General features: G+C 64.2%; 13 protein-coding genes. 4 read left to right on the forward strand and 9 right to left on the reverse strand.

What is annotated here, in order from left to right; all coding sequences use genetic code 11:
• Nucleotides 1–129 precede the first annotated feature (129 nt).
• Nucleotides 130–2,784: a sensor histidine kinase gene (locus tag REH59_RS08990; RefSeq protein WP_265536626.1), complete on the forward strand. Its 2,655-nt coding sequence runs from the start codon at nucleotides 130–132 to the stop codon at nucleotides 2,782–2,784.
• Entirely contained in the window at nucleotides 2,781–3,476 is a 696-nt protein-coding gene (locus tag REH59_RS08995; protein WP_014590291.1) for a response regulator, read from the forward strand. The genes REH59_RS08990 and REH59_RS08995 overlap by 4 nt, the downstream gene beginning before the upstream one ends.
• Before the next feature lie 47 nt (nucleotides 3,477–3,523).
• On the opposite strand, the gene REH59_RS09000 is transcribed toward REH59_RS08995, so the two are convergent.
• Nucleotides 3,524–4,429: a LysR family transcriptional regulator gene (locus REH59_RS09000; protein WP_003251473.1), complete on the reverse strand. Its 906-nt coding sequence runs from the start codon at nucleotides 4,427–4,429 to the stop codon at nucleotides 3,524–3,526.
• A 78-nt stretch (nucleotides 4,430–4,507) separates the two neighbouring features.
• Here REH59_RS09000 and REH59_RS09005 point away from each other — a divergent pair, with 78 nt between their 5' ends.
• Nucleotides 4,508–5,743, forward strand: a complete 1,236-nt coding sequence (locus tag REH59_RS09005; protein WP_265536627.1) for a flavin monoamine oxidase family protein — start codon at nucleotides 4,508–4,510, stop codon at nucleotides 5,741–5,743.
• Nucleotides 5,744–5,746: 3 nt separating this feature from the next.
• Here REH59_RS09005 and REH59_RS09010 read toward each other — a convergent pair whose 3' ends face one another.
• The 8 genes from REH59_RS09010 to gloB form a co-directional block, all read right to left on the reverse strand.
• Nucleotides 5,747–8,677, reverse strand: a complete 2,931-nt coding sequence (locus REH59_RS09010) for an aminotransferase (RefSeq protein WP_265536628.1) — start codon at nucleotides 8,675–8,677, stop codon at nucleotides 5,747–5,749.
• Between the two features lie 407 nt (nucleotides 8,678–9,084).
• Nucleotides 9,085–10,692 (reverse strand): ABC transporter ATP-binding protein, encoded by a 1,608-nt coding sequence (locus tag REH59_RS09015; protein ID WP_003251468.1) that lies wholly within the window; start codon nucleotides 10,690–10,692, stop codon nucleotides 9,085–9,087.
• 1 nt (nucleotide 10,693) lies between these two features.
• The gene (locus REH59_RS09020) at nucleotides 10,694–11,713 is read right to left on the reverse strand and encodes an ABC transporter permease (protein WP_003251467.1); all 1,020 of its coding nucleotides are present in this window, start codon (nucleotides 11,711–11,713) and stop codon (nucleotides 10,694–10,696) included.
• A 1-nt stretch (nucleotide 11,714) separates the two neighbouring features.
• Nucleotides 11,715–12,788 carry a microcin C ABC transporter permease YejB gene (locus REH59_RS09025; protein WP_003251466.1) on the reverse strand — a complete coding sequence of 358 codons (1,074 nt, stop codon included), beginning with the start codon at nucleotides 12,786–12,788 and terminating at the stop codon, nucleotides 11,715–11,717.
• A 1-nt stretch (nucleotide 12,789) separates the two neighbouring features.
• Nucleotides 12,790–14,625 carry an extracellular solute-binding protein gene (locus tag REH59_RS09030; protein ID WP_320450485.1) on the reverse strand — a complete coding sequence of 612 codons (1,836 nt, stop codon included), beginning with the start codon at nucleotides 14,623–14,625 and terminating at the stop codon, nucleotides 12,790–12,792.
• The gene (locus REH59_RS09035; RefSeq protein WP_209019157.1) at nucleotides 14,622–16,451 is read right to left on the reverse strand and encodes an extracellular solute-binding protein; all 1,830 of its coding nucleotides are present in this window, start codon (nucleotides 16,449–16,451) and stop codon (nucleotides 14,622–14,624) included. Before REH59_RS09035 ends, REH59_RS09030 begins: the two co-directional genes overlap by 4 nt.
• A gap of 267 nt (nucleotides 16,452–16,718) precedes the next feature.
• Nucleotides 16,719–18,149, reverse strand: coding sequence for a lytic transglycosylase domain-containing protein (locus REH59_RS09040; protein WP_014861238.1), 1,431 nt, complete (start codon nucleotides 18,147–18,149; stop codon nucleotides 16,719–16,721).
• 100 nt (nucleotides 18,150–18,249) lie between these two features.
• Nucleotides 18,250–19,029, reverse strand: a complete 780-nt coding sequence (gene gloB, locus REH59_RS09045) for a hydroxyacylglutathione hydrolase (RefSeq protein WP_004576947.1) — start codon at nucleotides 19,027–19,029, stop codon at nucleotides 18,250–18,252.
• Nucleotides 19,030–19,114: 85 nt separating this feature from the next.
• Here gloB and REH59_RS09050 point away from each other — a divergent pair, with 85 nt between their 5' ends.
• Entirely contained in the window at nucleotides 19,115–19,888 is a 774-nt protein-coding gene (locus REH59_RS09050; RefSeq protein WP_265536629.1) for a class I SAM-dependent methyltransferase, read from the forward strand.
• Nucleotides 19,889–19,900 lie beyond the last annotated feature (12 nt).

Raw genomic sequence — 19,900 nt, forward strand, 5'->3', positions numbered from 1 at the left:
CTGTAGAAGCGGGTTTACCCGCGAATGCGGTGGTGGTGCCACTGACGTATTCGCGGGTAAACCCGCTCCCACACGTTAAGGGGGCTTTCCCTGAAGTGGCCGACTGCTGGAAAAAGCAAAGGATGAAACATGAGTGACTCCGCCCGCGCCGATGCGCTGTTGGCCAACCTCCCACGCACCGGCCGGGGCCGGCTGAAGGTGTTCCTCGGCGCTGCCCCCGGCGTCGGCAAGACCTTCGCCATGCTCCAGGCCGCACACGCCCAGCAACGCCAGGGCGTGCAGGTGTTGGCCGGGGTGGTCGAAACCCATGGCCGCGCCGAAACCGAAGCGTTGCTCGGAGGGCTGCATCAGCAGCCCTTGCTGCGTAGCCAGTACCGTGGCGTCACCCTCGAGGAAATGGACCTTGACGGCCTGTTGCGTGCCGCACCGGCCTTGGCCCTGGTGGACGAACTGGCCCACACGAACGCCCCCGGCAGCCGCCACGCCAAACGCTGGCAGGACGTGCAAGAACTCTTGGCCGCAGGCATCGACGTGTACACCACGGTCAACGTCCAGCACCTGGAAAGCCTCAACGACAAGGTCCGTGACATTACCGGCGTGCAAGTGCGCGAGACCCTGCCGGACTGGGTGCTGCAGGAAGCGTTCGAGCTGGTGCTGATCGACCTGCCTCCGCGAGAGCTGCTCGAACGCCTGCGTGAAGGCAAGGTGTACGTGCCCGAGCAAGCTCGGGCGGCCATCGATGCGTACTTTTCGCAAACCAACCTCACCGCCCTGCGCGAGCTGGCCATGCAGACCGCCGCTGCTCAGGTCGATGCCGACCTGGCCCACGGCTATCGTCAGCGCGGCCAGGAGGCGCCGGCCTTGCGCGGCCGGTTGCTGGTGGGCATAGACGGTGATGACCAGGCCGAACGCCTGGTGCGCCATGCCAGCCGCGTGGCCCAGCGCCGCCACCTGCCCTGGAGCCTGGTGCATGTGGACAACGGCCGCCTGCGTGACGAAACCGCACGGCATCGTTTGCAAGCCGCGCAGCAACTGGCCGAGCGACTGGGCGGGGAGGTGGTGCTGCTGCGGGCTGGGGAAGTGGCCCGCACGCTGATCCAGCATGCTGTCGAGCGGCGGGCCAGCCTGGTGCTGGTCGGGCAGTCCCGCAACCGCCTGCGTCGGCGTTTGTTCGGCGCGGGTGTGGCGGCGCGGCTGCTGCGCGAAAGCCGTGGCCTGGAAATCAACGTGCTGGACCGCGACGTGCAGCCGCCAGCGCCGCGTTCAGCCGTGCGGCGGGTGTGGGTGTGGCGTCATTACCTGCTGGCGCTGCTGGCCACCGTGATGGCTGCGGGTCTGGCCTGGGCGGTGTCCAGTGTGCTGGCGCTGCCCAATATCTCGCTGGTGTTCCTGGCGGCGGTGTTGCTGGTCGCAGTGCGCAGTAGCCTGGGACCTGCGCTGGCTTGCGCCGCGCTGTCGTTCCTGGCCTATGACTTCCTGTTCATACCGCCCAACTTCTCGTTCACCATCCAGCGCGAAGAAGACGTGCTGACACTGGTGTTCTTTCTGTTGATGGCTGCGCTCACCGGCAACCTGGCCGCGCGCCAGCGTCGCCAGTTGCAGGCGCTGCGCGAGACCCAGGCGCAGACCAGCCAGTTGCTCGACCTGTCTCGCCGCTTGACGGTAGCCACCGACCGCCAAGCCATATTCAAGGCTGCCGGCCAGCACCTGGACGGCTGGCAGGACACCCAGGTGTGCTTGCTGGAGCGCAACGCCGAAGGCCAGTTGCAAGTGGCCAGCGGGGAAGCCTGCACCTTCAGCGACACCGAACGGGCGGCTGCCGATTGGGCCTGGCAGCACGGGCAGGCCGCCGGCCACGGCAGCGATACCCTGCCTAATGGCCGCTGGTGGTGGTGGCCATTGGCGGTGGACGATCAGCCGCTGGCGCTGCTGGGCGTGCGCCCGCGCAACGGGCAGCCGCTCAGCGACCCACGCCGGCGCCTGCTCACCGCCCTGGGCCAGCCCCTGGCCCAGGCCCTGGCCCGCGCACGCCTGGCCGAACAGCTGGAAGCCGCACGCCTGCACGGCGAAACCGAGCAACTGCGCAGCGCCCTGCTGGCTTCCGTATCCCATGACTTGCGCACGCCGTTGACCGCCATGCGTGGCAGCATCGACAGCCTGCTGGCGTTGGGCGACGCGATCCCGGCCGAAGACCGTCGCGAGCTGCTGGAGGGCACCCGCAACGAGGCCGAACGCCTCGATCGCTACATCCAGAACCTGCTGGACATGACCCGCCTGGGCCATGGCGGCCTCAAGCTGGCCCGCGACTGGGTGGCCCCGGCGGATATCGTCGGCAGTGCGCTTAACCGCCTGCGGGTGGTGCTGGCGCCGCTACGTGTGCACACGGACGTGCCGGCCGAGCTGCCATTGCTGTTCGTGCATGCGGCGTTGATCGAGCAGGCACTGGTCAACGTGCTGGAAAACGCCGCACGCTTTTCGCCGGCCAATGGTCGGCTTGAGCTGCAGGTGGCGGTGCATGAAGACCAGCTGCGCTTGACCGTCAGCGACCAGGGCCCCGGCATTCCCGAAGCCGACCGCGAGAAAATCTTCGACATGTTCTACACCGCCGCCCGTGGCGACCGCGGCGGGCAGGGTACCGGGCTGGGCCTGGCGATCTGCCAGGGCATGATCGGTGCCCATGGCGGGCAGATTCTGGTGGGCGAAGGCATTGATGGCCAAGGCACCAGCATCACTCTATGCTTGCCGCTGCCTCCTCAACCTGAAGCCGAAAGCGAAACCCCATGAGCCAGTCCGCCACCCTGTTGGTCATCGACGATGAACCGCAGATCCGCAAGTTCCTGCGTATCAGCCTGGCCTCGCAAGGCTACAAGGTGCTGGAGGCCGCCACCGGTGCCGAAGGGTTGGCCCAGGCGGCATTGGGCAAGCCGGACCTGGTGGTGCTCGACCTGGGGCTGCCGGACATGGACGGCCAGCAGGTACTGCGTGAGTTGCGCGAATGGAGTGCAGTGCCGGTGATGGTGTTGTCGGTGCGTGCCAGTGAAGTGCAGAAGGTCGATGCGCTGGATGGTGGTGCCAATGACTATGTGACCAAGCCGTTCGGTATCCAGGAGTTTCTCGCGCGCGTGCGGGCGTTGCTGCGCCAGGTGCCCCAAGCCGGCGGCTCGGAAGTGGCGGCCAGCTTTGGGCCGCTGACGGTGGATTTTGCCTTCCGCCGGGTGACGCTGGAGGGTGTGGAGGTGGCATTGACACGCAAGGAGTATGCTTTGCTGGCGCTGTTGGCCGGGCACCCCGGGCGGGTGATTACCCAGCAGCAGCTGCTCAAGGATATCTGGGGGCCGACCCATGCGGAGGATACCCACTACCTGCGCATCGTGGTCGGGCATCTGCGACAGAAGCTGGGCGATGACCCCACGGCGCCGCGGTTCATCATTACCGAGGCGGGGGTTGGCTACAGGTTGGTAGCGCCGACAGCATAACCCTCCCAAAGGCGATCGCCTGCAGGGCCTGGACGTGCGCAAGGGTGTCAGGCCCTGGGGGGCTCCTTCTCGAACAGCTGGCGAATGACTTCCAGGTAGCGTCGCGCGCCCAGGCCCAACGGGCGCGACTTGATCCAGATGATGTCTACCCACAAGCGCAGGCGGCTGGCCATGTTGTCGAAGCGCACCTCGGCCAGCGCGCCCGAGGCAATCAGCGGTTCGACCAATGGCTGCGGCAGGTAGGCCCAGCCCAGCCCGGACTGCACCAGGTCCAGCGTGGCCAGGTAGCTGTCGGTCAGCCAGATGCGCCGGGACAGCACCATGCGTGGGTCCGATCCGGTGGCCTTGCCCGAAGCCACGATGATCTGCCGTTGTTCGGCAAAGGCCTCTTCAGGCAATGGCGTACCGCTGTTCTGCCCGGCCGGATGGCGTGGTGAGGCAACGGCCACCAGCAGTTGGCTGCCGGCTTCGAGGAAGGATTCGCGCTCATCGATGCCGGGCCGTTCGAACACCAATGCCAATTGCACACTGCCGTCATGCAGCAGGCGAATGGCTTCGGTCTGGGTGGCCGAACGTACCTCGACTTCCAGGCTGGGAAATGCCTGGGCGAGGATTTCCAGCGGCTGGCTCCAGCGGCCGGTCTGCAACTCGGGCGCCATGGCGATGGTCAGGCGCTTTTCCAGGCCTTTGTGCAATTGCAGGGCCTGGGCATCCAGCAGGTTGAGTTGGCAGATGACCTGCCTGGCCTGAGGTTCCAGCGCCAGGGCGGCGTTGGTGGGCAAGGCTTTGCGCGTGGCCCGGTCGAACAGGGGCAGGTCCAGTTCCGCTTCCAGTTGGGCGATTGCCATGCTCACGGCTGAAGGCACACGGCCCAGCTTGCGGGCGGCGGCGGAGAACGAGCCGGCATCGAGCACGGCGAGGAAAATCGCCAGGGAGTCGCTGGTAAAGGCCATTGTCAGTAAACCTGATGATGATCATCTTTTATGGCTAAAAATTATGAACATTAATGCACCTGCAGGACAGCCCCCTTAATGGAGAAAAGCGTGCACAGACCAACCGCGTGGCATGTCACCCACTGGAGCTGCGACCCATTCAGCCTCGGCGCCTACAGTGCCTTGCTGCCTGGCGGATCGCCGTTGCATCGAAGCGCCTTGGGCCAAGTGCTGCATGGGCGCTTGGTCATCGCTGGAGAAGCTTGTAATGCCAGCGCTCCGGCAATGACTCATGGTGCGTGGAATGATGGGCTGCGTGCCGCCGAGGCAGCCGTGAGTGCCGGTGCGAGCAAGGTGATCGTGATCGGTGCGGGGTGTGCAGGCCTGGCTGCCGCTCAACGCTTGCGGGAAAGGGGGGTCGATTGCACGGTGCTGGAGGCGCGTGGGCGAACGGGTGGGCGCACGCACACTGTCGAGTTGGGCGGCGTGAAAGCAGATGAAGGTGCGGCATGGCTTCAGCATTTCGCCGAGAATCCATTGGCCGCTGTTGCACTTCAGCATGGCTTGGTTTGCGTCGAGACCGATTTCAGTTGCCCGCTTGCAGCAGCACGCGGCGGGGCGGTGCCGGATATCGACGCCGCCTGGGATGCCTTGACCAGGCGTCTCGATCGGCAACAACCTTTGTCTGAGGCGATCGATGGCTACATGGCCACACTCGACCCCGCGCTCGCGCGTGCCACGCAGTTCGCCATCGACGCCAACCTTGTACTGGAAGCGTGTTTGCCCGTCGAGCAACTGTCGGTCTGTGCCTTGGATGAAGCGGGGGTCGGGCATGGTGATCGTATGCTGCCAGGCGGCTACAGCGAGCTTGTCGACTTGCTGTCGAAGCACCTGGATATCCGCCTGAACAGTCCTGTCACCCACATCGACTGGTCGAGCGCGCGCGTCAAGGTAAATGAAGAGGTGTGCGACTTCTGCATTTGCACAGTCCCGGTGGGGGTTCTGAAAACGTTGCACTTTACTCCTGCGTTACCTGAAACCCAGCAGGGAGCGCTGGCGCATCTGGGGATGGGCAAGCTGGAGAAAGTGATTCTGCAGTTCGATGAGCGATGGTGGCCGTGTTCACCCTCAGGCTACCTGCGCTGGTACGACGTACCCGCCAGTTGGGGGGAATGGCTGGACCTGACCGATGCTGTCGGCAAGCCCACCATTGCCGGGCTGATTGCCGCCGATGCGATCGAGCGGCAGTTCACCGGGCGCACCGATGAACAGGTGGCCATGGCCGCGTGTGAGGCATTACAGGCGTGGGCCGCAGCCGTCGGGCCCACGCCTTGACACTTACAGGCCTTCGCCCAGCACCCGGTCAATGCTGTCGACAAAGTAGTCCACGCTGGCCCGGCTGGTGCACATCGGTGGCTTGATCTTGAGGATGTTCAGGTAGTCGCCGGTCGGCTGCATGAAGATACCCAGGTCACGCAGGCGGTCGCACAGCATCATGGTTTCTTCGGTGGCCGGCTCCAGGGTGGTGCGGTCGCGCACCAGTTCCAGCCCCAGGTAGAAGCCCGAACCATGTGCCGCTCCGGCCAGCGGGTGCTTGTCGACCAGCGCCTGCAGGCGTGCCTTGAAGTAGCGCCCGGTGTCACGGGCGTTGTCCCACAGGCCTTCCTCCTGCATGACATCCAGCACCGCCATGCCGATGCGGCAACTGACCGGGCTGCCACCGGCCGAGGAGAAGAAGTAGCCCTCGGCCTCCAGCGCCTCGGCGATTTCGCGACGGGTGATGACCACGCCCAGTGGCTGGCCGTTACCCATGCCCTTGGCCATGGTAATGATGTCCGGCACCACGCCCTGTTCCTCGAAGCCCCAGAAGTACTCGCCCAGGCGGCCATAGCCCACCTGCACTTCGTCGGCGATGCACACCCCGCCGCGGGCGCGGACTTTGGCATAGGCTGCGCGCAGGTAGCCTGCGGGCAGCGAGATACCGCCGGCATTGCCGTACACCGGTTCGCAGATGATGCCCGCCAGCTGACGGCCACGGGCGTCGAGGTCAGCCAGCTTGGCGTCGACGTCTTGCAGGTAGTCGGCGGCGCTGTCGGCCCCGCGGAAGCGGCCGCGGAAGGTGTTCGGTGCTTCGACCGGGTGTACCCAGTCTGGGCGGGTTTCCAGGGCTTGCGGGTTGTCGGCGATCGACGTGGAGATGGCATCGGTGGCCACCGACCAGCCGTGGTAGGCCTCCAGCACACTGAGCAGATCGCGCCCGCCACTGAAGGCCCAGGCCAGACGAATCGCCAGGTCGTTGGCCTCGGTGCCGCTGTTGACCATGAACACCCGGTCGAAACCTTCGGGGGCCAGGTCCAGCAGGCGCTCGGAGAATTCGGTGATTGCTGCGTAATGGAAGCGCGAGTTGGTGTTCAGCAGCGACCACTGCCGCGCCGACTCGGCAACCATGCGTGGATGGCCATGGCCCAGCACCGCGACGTTGTTGAGCATGTCCAGGTAGGAACGGCCCTGCATGTCGATCAGGTAGTTGCGCCAGCCACGTTCAATGTGCGGCGGTTGCGCGTAGTAGTGCTTCTGCGAGCGGGCGAAGCTGGCGTCGCGGCGGGCCAGCAGGGCTTGTGGATCGGGTAGTGGCTCGGCATCGCAATCGAAGCCCAGCAGGGCGGCCGGTGACGGGCACAGGGCCAGCCAGGCGGCGGCTTGTGAAGGCGTGGCGAAGCGCGGCGGATGGATGCCATTGTCCAGGCACAACTGCACGCTGAGGAAGCCGCAGCTGCTGCCCAGGAACTGGCCCTTTTCCACGGCCTGGCCGTCTGCCGGTGCGTCTTCCAGGCCTTGCAGCCACAAAGCCCAATGCGGGGTGCGCAGGCAGCCCCGGCCGTCGCCGCGGTGCTGCCAGGTGCCGGCTGCCGGCGCTTGCACCGGGCTGCCGTTGGGCACATGCAGCTCGACGCCAAGGGCGCAGGTGGCGGGTTCGTCGGGGCGGTCGATATGGGTTTGCGACAGGCGATACTGCCCGTGCAGGCTGCAGGCCGGGGCGGCTTGCGACGTCAGCAGATGCAGGTCGTAACCGGGTTGCTCCCAGTTGCCGGCCTCGAAGTGTTTGCTCAGGACCCCCAGGTCCACCCGTGTGACAGCCTGCCCGGCCAGCTCGGGGAGCAGGGGGGCGCAGTCGCTCCAGTCCGGCGCCGTGGGTTGCAGGCCTGCAGCCTGCAGAATGGCCACCTCCATCAGGGCGAAAGGCACGGCGGTGGCCGTGTCGAAAATTTCCCATTCGTGGGCAATGTTATCGCGGGTGTACTGGTTGCCCGGGTCGACGGTTAGCTGTTGTTCGCTGCTCAGCACCAGCACGGCAGCGCGGTTCACCACCAGCGGCCACAAGGCGCGCAGTTCGGCCTCGGTCAGCGGGTTGAGCGCCTGGTAGGCCTGCACGGCGGGCAGGATGCGCAGTGGGTCGCCCTCGGCGTGGTGCAACAGCGCAGCGCAGGTCACCGACAGGTCGGCGATACGCCAGGTGCGCAGCAGGTCGCCGAAATCGATCACGCCTTGCAGTTGCCACTGACGCTGGGCATCACGGGCCCACACGGTGTTGTCGTCGGTGATGTCCAGGTGCACGGCCTGACTGGGCAGTTGATCGACCAGCGGCATCAGGCGCTCGTTGGCCTGTCGCGTGGCGTGTTCGATGCGGGCGCGCTGCCCGCTGTCCTGCAGCACCGGTAGCAGGTGATCGATCAGTGCTCCGGCATGCTGCGGGTCCCATTGCAAGGTACGCGCAAGGCCCGGGTGATCGAAATGGGCAAGCGCCTTGTCCAGCTTTGCACAGAGCCCGCCCAGTTCAGCCATCAGGCGCGGCTCCATGTGCTTGAGGCGGGTCAGCGGTTGGCCTTCGATGTAATCGAGCAGGCGCAGGCGCAGTGGTTGCGCGTCGATGTCCAGTTCCAGCAACCCCATGCCGTTGTGGGCTGAGCGCACGGCGGGTACCGGCAAACCTTGATCGCGCAGGAAGGCCAGGGCGGCGTGCTGGGCTTCAAGCTCCAGCTGGGCGTAGCTGCCGTGGCAGGCCTTCAGCACATAGCCACCCTGCGGTGTGACCACGCGAAAGTTCAGGTCTTGCTGGCTGCCCAGTACCGAAAGGTTGCCGGCGAGGCCATAGTGGGCCTGCAGCACGGCGTGTGCCTGGGCTTCGCTCAGCGTTGGGCTGGGCAGGCCGGAGCGCTGGATCAGGGTGGCCAGGGCAGGGGAAGCGGGCTGGTGTTGTGGACTGGACATGGGCTCTACCGTGGGTACTGGGAGTTGACGGCGGAGAATTTATGCCCGATTCGGCTGATGATGGAAGACGATTATTGTCAGAAAAATTGATCACCGCTGCTTGATTCTGTTGGCGTGGCAAGCAGATGGGCTAATTTTCTCGGCTGCCTGGCCCGGCCCTTTCGCGGGCACGCCCGCTCCCACAGGTATTTGCAAGTCTTGAAGATTGTGGTGATCCCGTGGGAGCGGGCGTGCCCGCGAAAGGGGCGGCCCTCACGGCACATTAATCAACCTTGATGCGAAGTCCCGAGGTCATCATCAGGATCGAAGCGGTGATTTGGGTTGCCGCTTCAACGCCTTATGCACCACGCTCGCGGCGCTCGATCTCAAACACGCCGCATGAATCAAGGCGAACACGCCCCCTTTCCCTACGAACCCCCAACCTCCAAAAACGCCGCCTCCAGCAACTGCCGGGTATACGGATGCTGCGGCGCATGGAAGATCGCCTGCGCGTCCCCTTGCTCCACCACATGCCCATGCTTGATCACCATCAACTGGTGACTCAACGCCTTTACCACCGCCAGGTCATGGCTGATGAACAGGTAGGTCAGGTTGTACTTTTGCTGCAGGTTACGCAGCAATTCCACCACCTGCCGCTGTACGGTGCGGTCCAGTGCGGACGTGGGTTCATCCAGCAGAATCAGTGCTGGCTTCAACACCAGCGCCCGGGCAATGGCAATGCGCTGGCGCTGCCCGCCGGAAAACTCATGGGGGTAGCGATGGCGCGTGCGCGGGTCCAGGCCTACTTCCTCCAGGGCCGCGATAATCGCCGCTTCCTGTTCCTGCGCGGTGCCAATGCCGTGGATGCGCAGCCCTTCGCCGACAATGTCCGCCACGCACATGCGCGGGCTCAGGCTGCCAAACGGGTCCTGGAACACCACCTGCATTTCCCGCCGCAGGGGGCGCACGGCTTTCTGGTTCAGCCCTTCGAGGTTCTGCCCATGAAAGCGAATGCCGCCCTGGCTGGAAATCAGCCGCAAGATCGCCAGGCCCAATGTGGACTTGCCCGACCCGGATTCGCCAACAATGCCCAGCGTCTGGCCCTGGGGCAAGCTGAAGTTGACCCCGTCCACCGCCTTCACATGGTCGACCGTGCGCTGCAGAAAGCCCTTCTTGATCGGGAACCACACCTTGAGGTCATCCACCTCCAGCAACGGCGCGCCCACCGGATTGTGCGCCGGCAGCCCGCTGGGTTCGGCATTGATCAGCATCTGGGTGTAGTGGTGCTGTGGCGAGCTGAACAGCGTGGCGCATTCGGCTTGCTCGACAATTTGCCCGCGCTGCATCACGCACACGCGGTGGGCGATGCGGCGCACCAGGTTCAGGTCATGGCTGATCAGCAACAGGGCCATGCCCATACGCGCCTGCAATTCCTTGAGCAGCTCGAGGATCTTCAGCTGCACGGTCACATCCAGCGCCGTGGTCGGCTCGTCGGCAATCAGCAGCTCGGGCTCGTTGGCCAGCGCCATGGCGATCATTACCCGCTGGCGCTGGCCGCCCGACAATTCGTGGGGCAGGGCCTTGAGGCGCTTGCGCGGCTCTGGAATGCCGACCATATCCAGCAACTCCAGGGTGCGCGCAGTCGCTTCCTTGCCCGTCAGGCCCTTGTGCAGCAGGAGGATTTCGTTGATCTGCTTTTCGATGCAATGCAGCGGGTTGAGCGAGGTCATCGGCTCCTGGAAGATCATCGCAATGCGGTTGCCGCGAATGCGCTGCAGGGTCTTCTCGCTCTGCTGCAGCAGGTCCTTGCCTTCGTAGCGAATGCTGCCGCTGGGGTGCCGGGCCAGGGGATAGGGCAGCAGGCGCAGGATCGAGTGCGCGGTGACCGATTTGCCCGAGCCACTTTCGCCCACCAGGGCCAGTGTCTCGCCTTTGCGAATATCGAAGCTGACGCCGTCCACCACCCGGTTGACCTGGTCCCCGGTCACGAACTCCACGGCCAGGTCCCGCACTTCGATCAGGTTCTGTTCACTCATGTCACTTCCTCGGGTCGAAGGCGTCGCGGGCGGATTCGCCGATGAACACCAGCAGGCTCAGCATCAGCGCCAGCACGGCAAAGGCGCTGATGCCCAGCCATGGCGCTTGCAGGTTGGACTTGCCCTGCGCCACCAGTTCGCCCAGCGAGGGCGAACCGGCGGGCAGGCCGAAGCCGAGGAAGTCCAGGGCGGTGAGGGTGCCGATGGCGCCGGTGAGAATGAATGGCATGAAGGTCATGGTCGAGATCATGGCGTTGGGCAGGATGTGCCGGTACATGATCGCGCCGTTGCGCATGCCCAGGGCGCGCGCGGCGCGCACGTATTCCAGGTTGCGCCCGCGCAGGAACTCGGCGCGTACCACATCCACCAGGCTCATCCACGAGAACAGCAACATGATGCCCAGCAGCCACCAGAAGTTGGGTTGCACGAAGCTGGCCAGGATGATCAGCAGGTACAACACAGGCAGGCCGGACCAGATTTCCAGAAAGCGTTGCCCGGCCAGGTCGACCCAGCCACCGTAGAACCCCTGCAGGGCGCCTGCGATGACGCCGATAATGGAGCTGGCCACGGTCAAGGTGAGGGCAAACAGAACCGAAATGCGGAAGCCGTAGATCACCCGCGCCAGCACGTCGCGGCCCTGGTCGTCGGTGCCCAGCCAGTTGTCCGCCGAAGGTGGGGCGGGGGCGGGGACACGCAGGTCATAGTTGATGCTCTGGTAGCTGAACGGAATGGGCGCCCACAGCACGAAGCTGTCTTTCTTCGCCAGCAGTTCGCGGATGTAGGGGCTCTTGTAGTTGGCTTCCAGCGGGAATTCCCCGCCGAAGGTGGTTTCCGGGTAGCGCTTGAACGCCGGGAAGTACCATTGGCCGTCGTAACGTACGGCGATCGGTTTGTCGTTGGCGATCAGTTCGGCGCCCAGGCTCAGCCCGAACAGAATCAGGAACAGCCACAGCGACCACCAGCCACGGCGGTTGGCCTTGAAACGCTCGAAGCGCCGGCGGTTGAGGGGGGACAAGGCCATGTCAGTGCTCCCGGCTGGCAAAGTCGATGCGCGGATCGACCAAGGTGTAGGTCAGGTCGCCGATCAGTTTCACCACCAGCCCTAGCAGGGTGAAGATGAACAGGGTGCCGAAGACCACCGGGTAGTCGCGGTTGATGGCCGCTTCGAAACTCATCAGGCCCAGGCCGTCGAGGCTGAAGATCACCTCGATCAGCAAGGAGCCTGTGAAGAAGATGCCGATGAACGCCGAAGGGAAACCGGCGATCACCAGCAGCATGGCGTTGCGGAACACATGACCGTACAGCACCCGTGATCGGCTCAGGCCCTTGGCTTTGGCGGTGACCACGTATTGTTTGTTGATCTCGTCGAGGAAGCTGTTCTTGGTCAGCAGGGTCATGGTGGCGAAGTTGCCGATGACCAGCGCGGTGATTGGCAGCACCAGGTGCCAGAAGTAGTCCAGCACCTTGCCGGTGGTGCTCAGTTCGTCGAAGTTGTTGGAGGTGAGGCCACGCAGGGGGAACCAGTCGAAGTAGCTGCCACCGGCGAACAGCACGATCAGCAGGATGGCGAACAGGAACGCCGGGATGGCGTAGCCGACGATGATCGCCGAACTGGTCCACACGTCGAAGTGGCTGCCGTGGCGCACGGCCTTGGCGATCCCCAGCGGGATCGACACCAGGTACATGATCAGCGTGCTCCACAGCCCCAGCGAGATCGAAACCGGCATCTTCTCGGCGATCAGGTCGATCACCTTGGCGTCGCGGAAGAAGCTGTCGCCGAAGTCCAGCCGGGCGTAGTTCTTGACCATGATCCACAGGCGCTCGGGCGGCGACTTGTCGAAGCCGTACATGCGCTCGATTTCAGCGATCAGGGCCGGGTCCAGGCCTTGGGCGCCGCGGTAGTTGGAGCCGGCCACGGAAACCTCGGCGCCGCCACCTGCAATGCGGCTGGTGGCGCCTTCGAAGCCTTCGAGTTTGGCGATCATTTGCTCGACCGGGCCACCGGGGGCGGCCTGGACGATGATGAAGTTGATGATGAGGATGCCGAACAGGGTCGGAATGATCAGCAGCAGGCGGCGCAGGATGTAGGCCAGCATCTTAATTGGCCTCGTCCGCAGGCGCTTCGCTGACCGCCGGGGTTACATCGGGCTTGATCCACCAGGTGTCGATGCCGATGTCGTACTTGGGCGACACGTTCGGGTGGCCGATGTGGTTCCAGTAGGCCACACGCCAGGTCTTGATGTGCCAGTTGGGGATCACGTAGTAGCCCCACAGCAACACGCGGTCGAGGGCACGGCAGTGGTCGACCAGGCTCTGGCGCGAGTCGGCGTTGATCAGCTGGTCCACCAGTTGGTCGATGGCCGGGTCGCGCAGGCCGATGAAGTTGCGGCTGCCGGGGTTGTCGGCGGCGGCGCTGGACCAGAACTCGCGCTGCTCGTTGCCTGGCGAGTTGGATTGCGGGTAGCCGCCAACGATCATGTCGTAGTCACGCGAGCGCAGGCGGGTGATGTACTGCGAAACGTCGACGCGGCGAATGTTCAGCTCGATACCGAGGTCGGCAAGGTTGCGCTTGAACGGCAGCAGAATGCGTTCGAACTCGGTCTGCGCCAGCAGGAACTCGATGCTTGCCGGCTTGCCTTGGGCGTCGACCATCTTGTCGTCGACGATTTTCCAGCCGGCTTCCTGCAACAGCTTGTAGGCCTGGCGCTGTTGCTCGCGGATCATGCCGCTGCCGTCACTGACCGGGTTGTGGAAGACCTCGGTAAATACTTGCTCGGGCACTTTGCCGCGCAGTGGTTCGAGGATTTTCAGCTCGTTGGGGCTGGGTAGGCCGCGGGCGGCCATTTCCGAGTTCTCGAAGTAGCTGCCGGTACGGGTGTAGGCGCCGTTGAACAGCTGCTTGTTGGTCCACTCGTAGTCCAGCAGCAGGCTCAGTGCCTGGCGCACGCGCACATCCTGGAACACCGGGCGGCGGATGTTGAAGATGAAGCCCTGCATGCCAGTGGGGTTGCCGTTGGGCAGCTCTTCCTTGATCAGGCGACCTTCGCGCACGGCGGGCACGTTGTAGGCGGTGGCCCAGTTCTTTGCACTGACTTCCAGGCCATAGTCGAATGCCCCGGCCTTGAGGGCCTCCAGGGCGACGGTGGTGTCGCGGTAGGCGTCGAAGGTCATGACATCGAAGTTGTAGAAGCCACGGTTGATGGGCAGGTCCTTGGCCCAGTAGTCCTTGACCCGCTCGTAGCGCACCGAGCGCCCGGCCTTGACCTCGGCGACCTTGTACGGGCCGCTGCCCAACGGGATTTCCAGGTTGCCACGGTTGAACTCGCGGTTTTCGTACCAGTGCTTGGGCAGTACCGGCAGCTGGCCGAGAATCAATGGCAGCTCGCGGTTGTTCTTGTGCTTGAACTTGAACAGCACCTTGAGTGGATCTTCGGCGACCACTTCGGCGACGTCGGCGTAGTACTGGCGGTACAGCGGGGCGCCGTCCTTGATCAGGGCGTTGAACGTGAACACCACGTCGTCGGCCCGCATCGGATGGCCGTCATGGAAGCGCGCTTCAGGGCGCAGGTAGAAGCGTACCCAGCTGTTGTCCGGGGCCTTTTCGATCTTGCCGGCCACCAGGCCATATTCGGTGAACGGTTCATCCTGGCTCTGGCGCATCAGGGTGTCGTAGATAATGCCGATGTTCTCGGCCGCCACGCCTTTGTTGACGAACGGGTTGAGGCTGTCGAAGCCGCCGAAGCTGGACTGGCGGAAGGTGCCGCCCTTGGGCGCATCCGGGTTGACGTAGTCGAAGTGCTTGAAGTCGGCGGGGTACTTGGGTGGCTCGTCGTAAAGGGTGAGCGCGTGCTGCGGTGCGGCCAGCGCGGGAAGGCTCAGGCAGGCGAGCAACAGGCTGCCTGCCAGCCGGCGCAGACGGTGCGTTGGCGTCATTGGGCTTTCTCCGAAGTCTTGATCCACCAGCTGTTCAGCCCAAGGGTGTAGGGCGGCGTGGTGACGAAGGCGAACCGGTTGCGGTAGGCCAGGCGATGGTTGTCGAGGTACCAGTTGGGGATCATGTAGTAGTGCCATGAAAGCACGCGGTCCAGGGCGCGGGCAGCGGCGACCTGGTCATCGCGGGTGCGGGCGGCGAGCAGGGTGTCGAGCAGGTGGTCGACCACCGGGTCCTTGACCCCAGCATAGTTCTTGCTGCCCTTTGTCGCGGCCTGGCTGGAATGGAAATACAGCCACTGTTCGAGGCCGGGGCTGAGGGTCTGGTTCAGGGTCATCAGAATCATGTCGAAATCGAACTGGTCCAGGCGTTGTTTGTACTGGGCACGGTCCACGGTGCGCAAGCGCGCATCGATGCCGATGCTGGACAGGTTTTCGACATAAGGTTGCAGGATGCGTTCAAGGTTGGGGTTTACCAACAGCAGCTCCATGCGCAGCTGCTGGCCCTTGCTGTCGACCAGGCGCTGGCCGTGCAGCTTCCAGCCGGCCTCGGCGAGCAGGCCCAGGGCCTGGCGCAGGGTTTGGCGGCTGATACCCCGGCCATCGGTGTGGCTGACCTTGTACGGTTCGCTGAACAGCTTGGCCGGCAACTGGTCACGGAACGGCGCCAGCAGCAGCCACTCCTTGCCGGTGGGCAGGCCGCTGGCGGTGAACTCGCTGTTGGGGTAGTAGCTGGTCGAGCGGCGGTAGGCGCTGCTGAACAGCGCGCGGTTGGTCCACTCGAAATCCAGCATCAGCCCCAGCGCCTGGCGTACCCGCGGGTCACTGAACGCGGCCCGGCGGCTGTTCATGAACAGGCCCTGTGTTTGCGTGGGAATGCTGTGCGGGATTTGTGCCTTGATCACTTCACCGCGGCGCACGGCAGGGAAGTTGTAACCGTTGGCCCAGTTTTTTGCCTGGTGCTCGATATAGATGTCGAACTCGCCGGCCTTGAAGGCTTCGAAGGCCACCGTCGCGTCGCGATAGAACTCGTATTCGACCCGATTGAAATTGTACTTGCCACGGTTGACCGCCAGGTCTTTGCCCCAGTAGTTCTTCACCCGTTCAAACACCAGGCGTCGTCCGGGTTGTACCTGGGTGATGCGGTAGGGGCCGCTGCCCAAGGGGGGCTCGAAGGTGGTGGCCTTGAAGTCGCGCTTTTGCCAGTAGTGTTTGGGCAGCACCGGCATTTCGCCCAGACGCAGGATCAGCAGCGGGTTGCCGGCGCGTTTGAACACGAAGCGGATGCGCAGCGGGCCGAGGATGTCTACCCGCTGCACTTCCTGCAGGTTGGTGCGGTAGATCGGGTGGCCATCCTTGAGCAGCGTGCGGTACGAGAAGGCCACGTCAGCCGAGGTGATGGGCTGGCCGTCATGCCAGCGGGCTTCGGGGCGCAGGTTGAACACCACCCAGCTGCGGTCCTCGCTGTACTCCACCGAGCGGGCGATCAGGCCGTAGCTGGAGGTTGGCTCGTCACCGGACGGGTCGTACTGGCCCGTGCCGACCATCAGTGGCTCGTTCAGCTCACTGATGCCGTACTGCTGGAAATTGGGCGTGGTAATCGGGCTCGACCCTTTGAAGGTGTAGGGGTTGAGCGTGTCGAAGGTACCAAAAGCCATGGCCCGCAACGTGCCGCCCTTGGGCGCTTGCGGGTTGACCCAGTCGAAGTGGGTGAAGGTGGCCGGGTACTTGAGCGTGCCGAACTGCGCGTATCCGTGGCTTTCGCTCACCATCGCGGCTGCGGGAAAGCTCAAGGCCAGGCTGAGTGACAGCAGGAGGGGACGTATCAAGTCGGCATCCGATCCAGAGGCGTTGGGCTTTGATCGAGTACAGTAACAGCTTGGTGGGGTTGGAAAAAGAGAGGTTTTGAAGGTGCGGGCCCCAAGCCGGGGGCAACAGGTGCCACGGTACCTGTGGGAGCGGCCTTGTGTCGCGAAAGGGCTGCGCAGCAGCCCCGGCAGTTTATGCTGAAAAGTTGAAATACTGGGGCCGCTCCGCGCCCCTATCGCGACACCAGGCCGCTCTCACAAGGCCGCGTGAGGACCCTGGTTGCGGGATCAATGCCCGAGGTAGACGGTCAGGGTCTGGCCTGGCTTGAGGGCATGGCCGCTGCGTGGGTTCCAGCGCTTGAGGTGCTTCATTTCCACATTGAAGCGCTTGGCCACCAGGTACAGGGAATCGCCCTTGCGGACCTTGTATTGCGTGGAGCGCTTCCCGGAGGCGGCAACCCGGTTGCCGGCGGCGCTCGGTGCACTGCCACCGCGCAGGGCCAGAACCTGGCCAGCACGCAGACTGTTGCTGGACAAACGGTTCCAGCGCTTGATGTCCTTGACCGACACACGGTTGATCTTGGCGATGGCGCTCAGGTTATCGCCACGCTTGACCCGGTAGCTACGCGCCCCCACCGGTGCCTTGGCTTCGGCCACAGCCCGGGCAAACGCTGCTTTCGGCGGTTGCAGGCTGACCAGTTGCTCCGGGTTGAGGTTGGACAGGCTGGCACTGAGCAACTGCGCCTTGGCGGTGGGCACCAGCAGCTGTTTCGGGCCATCGACGGTCATGCGCTTCTTGAATGCCGGGTTGAGCTGGATCAGCTCGTCCTCGTCGATGTTGGCAAAGGCCGCGACCCGGGTAAGGTCCAGGCGGTCATTGATCGCCACCGCTTCGAAGTACGGTTCGTTGGCGATCGGGGTGAGATTGACACCATAGGCTTCTGGCGTGGACACCACCTGCGACAGTGCCAGCAACTTGGGTACGTAGTCGCGGGTTTCCTGTGGCAGCGGCAGGTTCCAGTAGTCGGTCGGCAGGCCGAGCCTTTCGTTGCGCTCGATGGCTCGGCTGACGGTGCCTTCGCCGGCATTGTAGGCCGCCAGGGCCAACAGCCAGTCGCCGTTGAACATGTCGTGCAGGCGGGTCAGGTAGTCCAGCGCGGCGTTGGTCGACGCGGTGACATCGCGGCGGCCGTCATAGAAGTTGGTCTGGCGCAGGTTGAAGTGGCGACCGGTAGCCGGCATGAACTGCCACATGCCGGCAGCGCTGGCGCGTGAGTAGGCCATGGGGTTGTAGGCACTTTCGATGGCTGGCAGCAGGGCCAGTTCCAGCGGCATGTCGCGTTCTTCAAGGCGCTCGACGATGTAGTGCAGGTAGAGGCTGCCACGTTCCCCGGCGCTTTCGATGAAGGTCGGGTTGCTGGCGAACCACAAGCGCTGCTGTTCGATGCGCGGGTTGACGTCGATGCTGTCCTGCAGGGCGAAGCCCTGGCGCATGCGCTCCCAGACATCCTGCGGCGCCTGCTCGGCCGGCTTGACCAGCAGCGGGGAAGGCTTGTGCTTGATCCGCGCCTGGTAGTTGTGCGCGCGAACGCTATCGGATTCGTCGAGCTGACGGGTGCTCTGGCAGCCCACCAAAGTGGCGGCCAGGGCCAGCGCACTGATTTGGGCCAGGCGCGTCAGGGCGACGGAATGAGAGGTTCTGCGGCTACGGGAAGACATCGGCTGATACAGGTATCCGGGCGAAAAAGTTCGGCGATTCTAGAAACCGCTCCGGGCCTGGTCAACCTTTGACCATCACTTGCGATATATCTTGCGGTTATCAGAAGGTGTCCTTCCAAGACCTCAAGGCAGCAAAAACAGCGACATGCGTGGTGTTTGAATGTCCCTTCCATTCGTCTGCTTTTTGTTTAACTAATGTTTCAGAGGTACGCAGAAAGGGGTTGGTCAGGCGCTCCAGTCCGATCGTTGATGGCAAACTGATGCGATTTTCGGCGCGCAAACGGCTAACGTCCTCGAACCGTTGTTGAACGTGCGGGTTGGTCGGTTCCACCGCCTTGGCGAAACGCAGGTTGCTGAGGGTGTACTCATGGGCGCAGTACACTGCTGTCTGCTCTGGCAGGGCTGCCAGGCGGGCGAGGGCCGGCTGCATCTGTTCGGGTGTACCTTCGAACATGCGCCCGCAACCGGCGGCGAACAGGGTATCGCCACTGAACAGGATGGGTGTTGCTGGCTGGTCGCTGAAGAAGGCGATATGCCCCAGGGTGTGGCCGGGTACCGCCAGCACCTGGAAAGTCACACCCAGCACGTCCACCCTGTCGCCTTCGTCCAGTGCCAGGTCGCGGCCGGGAATGCGTTCGTTGGCGGGGCCACAGACCCGTGCGCCGGTCAATTGCCTGAGCCGCTCCACACCGCCGACATGGTCATTGTGGTGGTGGGTGACGAGGATGTCGCTCAGCACCCATTCGGGGTTGGCAGCCAGCCAGCGCTCCACCGGGCCGGCATCGCCTGGGTCGACCACCGCACAACGGCGTTTGGCAGTATCCTGTAACAACCAGATGTAGTTGTCGGAGAAAGCGGGGAGAGCATCGATCTGTATCATGGTGCGGATCCGATTCGCCTAGCGTGGCACATGAGGGCATCTTAGCCGCGATGGCGCGGTGGGAGAACCTTCGAGGGAGAGCGCAATGACCGACCAAGCTTTTGCACAGGCCGACCCGGACTGGGTCGAGCTGATCAGCCTGGCCCGTGAGTGGTTCAACGGCCCACTTGGGCAACTGATGCTCAAGGAGGAGGACAAACTGCTGGAAGAAGAGCTCGGGCGCTTCTTTGGCGGCTATCTCGTGCATTACGGGCCCTGCGCCGAGCCACCGCCCAGAGCCCCCCAGGTGCAGCGTAACGTGCGCCTTGGTGCGCCCTTGCCGGGTGTGGAGATTGTCTGCGAAGAACAGGCCTGGCCGTTGAGCGAGCACGCTGCCGACGTGGTGGTGCTGCAGCATGGCCTGGACTTCTGCCTGTCGCCCCATGGCCTGCTGCGCGAGGCCGCCAGTGCCGTCCGCCCGGGCGGGCACCTGCTGATCGTGGGGATCAACCCCTGGAGCAGCTGGGGCATGCGCCATTTCTTCAGTCACGGTGCTCTGCGCAAGGCGCGCTGCATCTCGCCGTCCCGGGTGGGCGACTGGCTCAACCTGCTGGGCTTCGCGCTGGAGAAACGCCGCTTCGGGTGCTATCGTCCGCCGCTTGCCTCACCTGCCTGGCAGCAACGCCTGGAGGGCTGGGAACGACTGGCCGGCGGCTGGCAGGGCTCCGGTGGCGGGGTGTACCTGCTGGTGGCGCGCAAGATGGTGGTAGGCCTGCGGCCTTTGCGGCCGGAACGCCGCGAGCCAATGGGCAAGCTGCTGCCGCTGCCACTGGCGAAAGTCAACCGCACCTCAGCCAACCCCGAAACTGACAAGCACTGAATTCAAGAGTGG

The organism is Pseudomonas sp. BO3-4, from assembly GCF_034044115.1.
In the GTDB taxonomy this organism is placed as follows: domain Bacteria; phylum Pseudomonadota; class Gammaproteobacteria; order Pseudomonadales; family Pseudomonadaceae; genus Aquipseudomonas; species Aquipseudomonas alloputida.

Bases quoted from the DNA above. Each gene is read 5' to 3' on its own strand.
- REH59_RS08990 (WP_265536626.1), top strand. From the start codon at position 130: ATGAGTGACTCCGCCCGCGCCGATGCGCTGTTGGCCAACCTCCCACGC.
- REH59_RS08995 (WP_014590291.1), top strand. From the start codon at position 2,781: ATGAGCCAGTCCGCCACCCTGTTGGTCATCGACGATGAACCGCAGATC.
- REH59_RS09000 (WP_003251473.1), bottom strand. From the start codon at position 4,429: ATGGCCTTTACCAGCGACTCCCTGGCGATTTTCCTCGCCGTGCTCGAT.
- REH59_RS09005 (WP_265536627.1), top strand. From the start codon at position 4,508: ATGGAGAAAAGCGTGCACAGACCAACCGCGTGGCATGTCACCCACTGG.
- REH59_RS09010 (WP_265536628.1), bottom strand. From the start codon at position 8,677: ATGTCCAGTCCACAACACCAGCCCGCTTCCCCTGCCCTGGCCACCCTG.
- REH59_RS09015 (WP_003251468.1), bottom strand. From the start codon at position 10,692: ATGAGTGAACAGAACCTGATCGAAGTGCGGGACCTGGCCGTGGAGTTC.
- REH59_RS09020 (WP_003251467.1), bottom strand. From the start codon at position 11,713: ATGGCCTTGTCCCCCCTCAACCGCCGGCGCTTCGAGCGTTTCAAGGCC.
- REH59_RS09025 (WP_003251466.1), bottom strand. From the start codon at position 12,788: ATGCTGGCCTACATCCTGCGCCGCCTGCTGCTGATCATTCCGACCCTG.
- REH59_RS09030 (WP_320450485.1), bottom strand. From the start codon at position 14,625: ATGACGCCAACGCACCGTCTGCGCCGGCTGGCAGGCAGCCTGTTGCTC.
- REH59_RS09040 (WP_014861238.1), bottom strand. From the start codon at position 18,149: ATGTCTTCCCGTAGCCGCAGAACCTCTCATTCCGTCGCCCTGACGCGC.
- gloB (WP_004576947.1), bottom strand. From the start codon at position 19,029: ATGATACAGATCGATGCTCTCCCCGCTTTCTCCGACAACTACATCTGG.
- REH59_RS09050 (WP_265536629.1), top strand. From the start codon at position 19,115: ATGACCGACCAAGCTTTTGCACAGGCCGACCCGGACTGGGTCGAGCTG.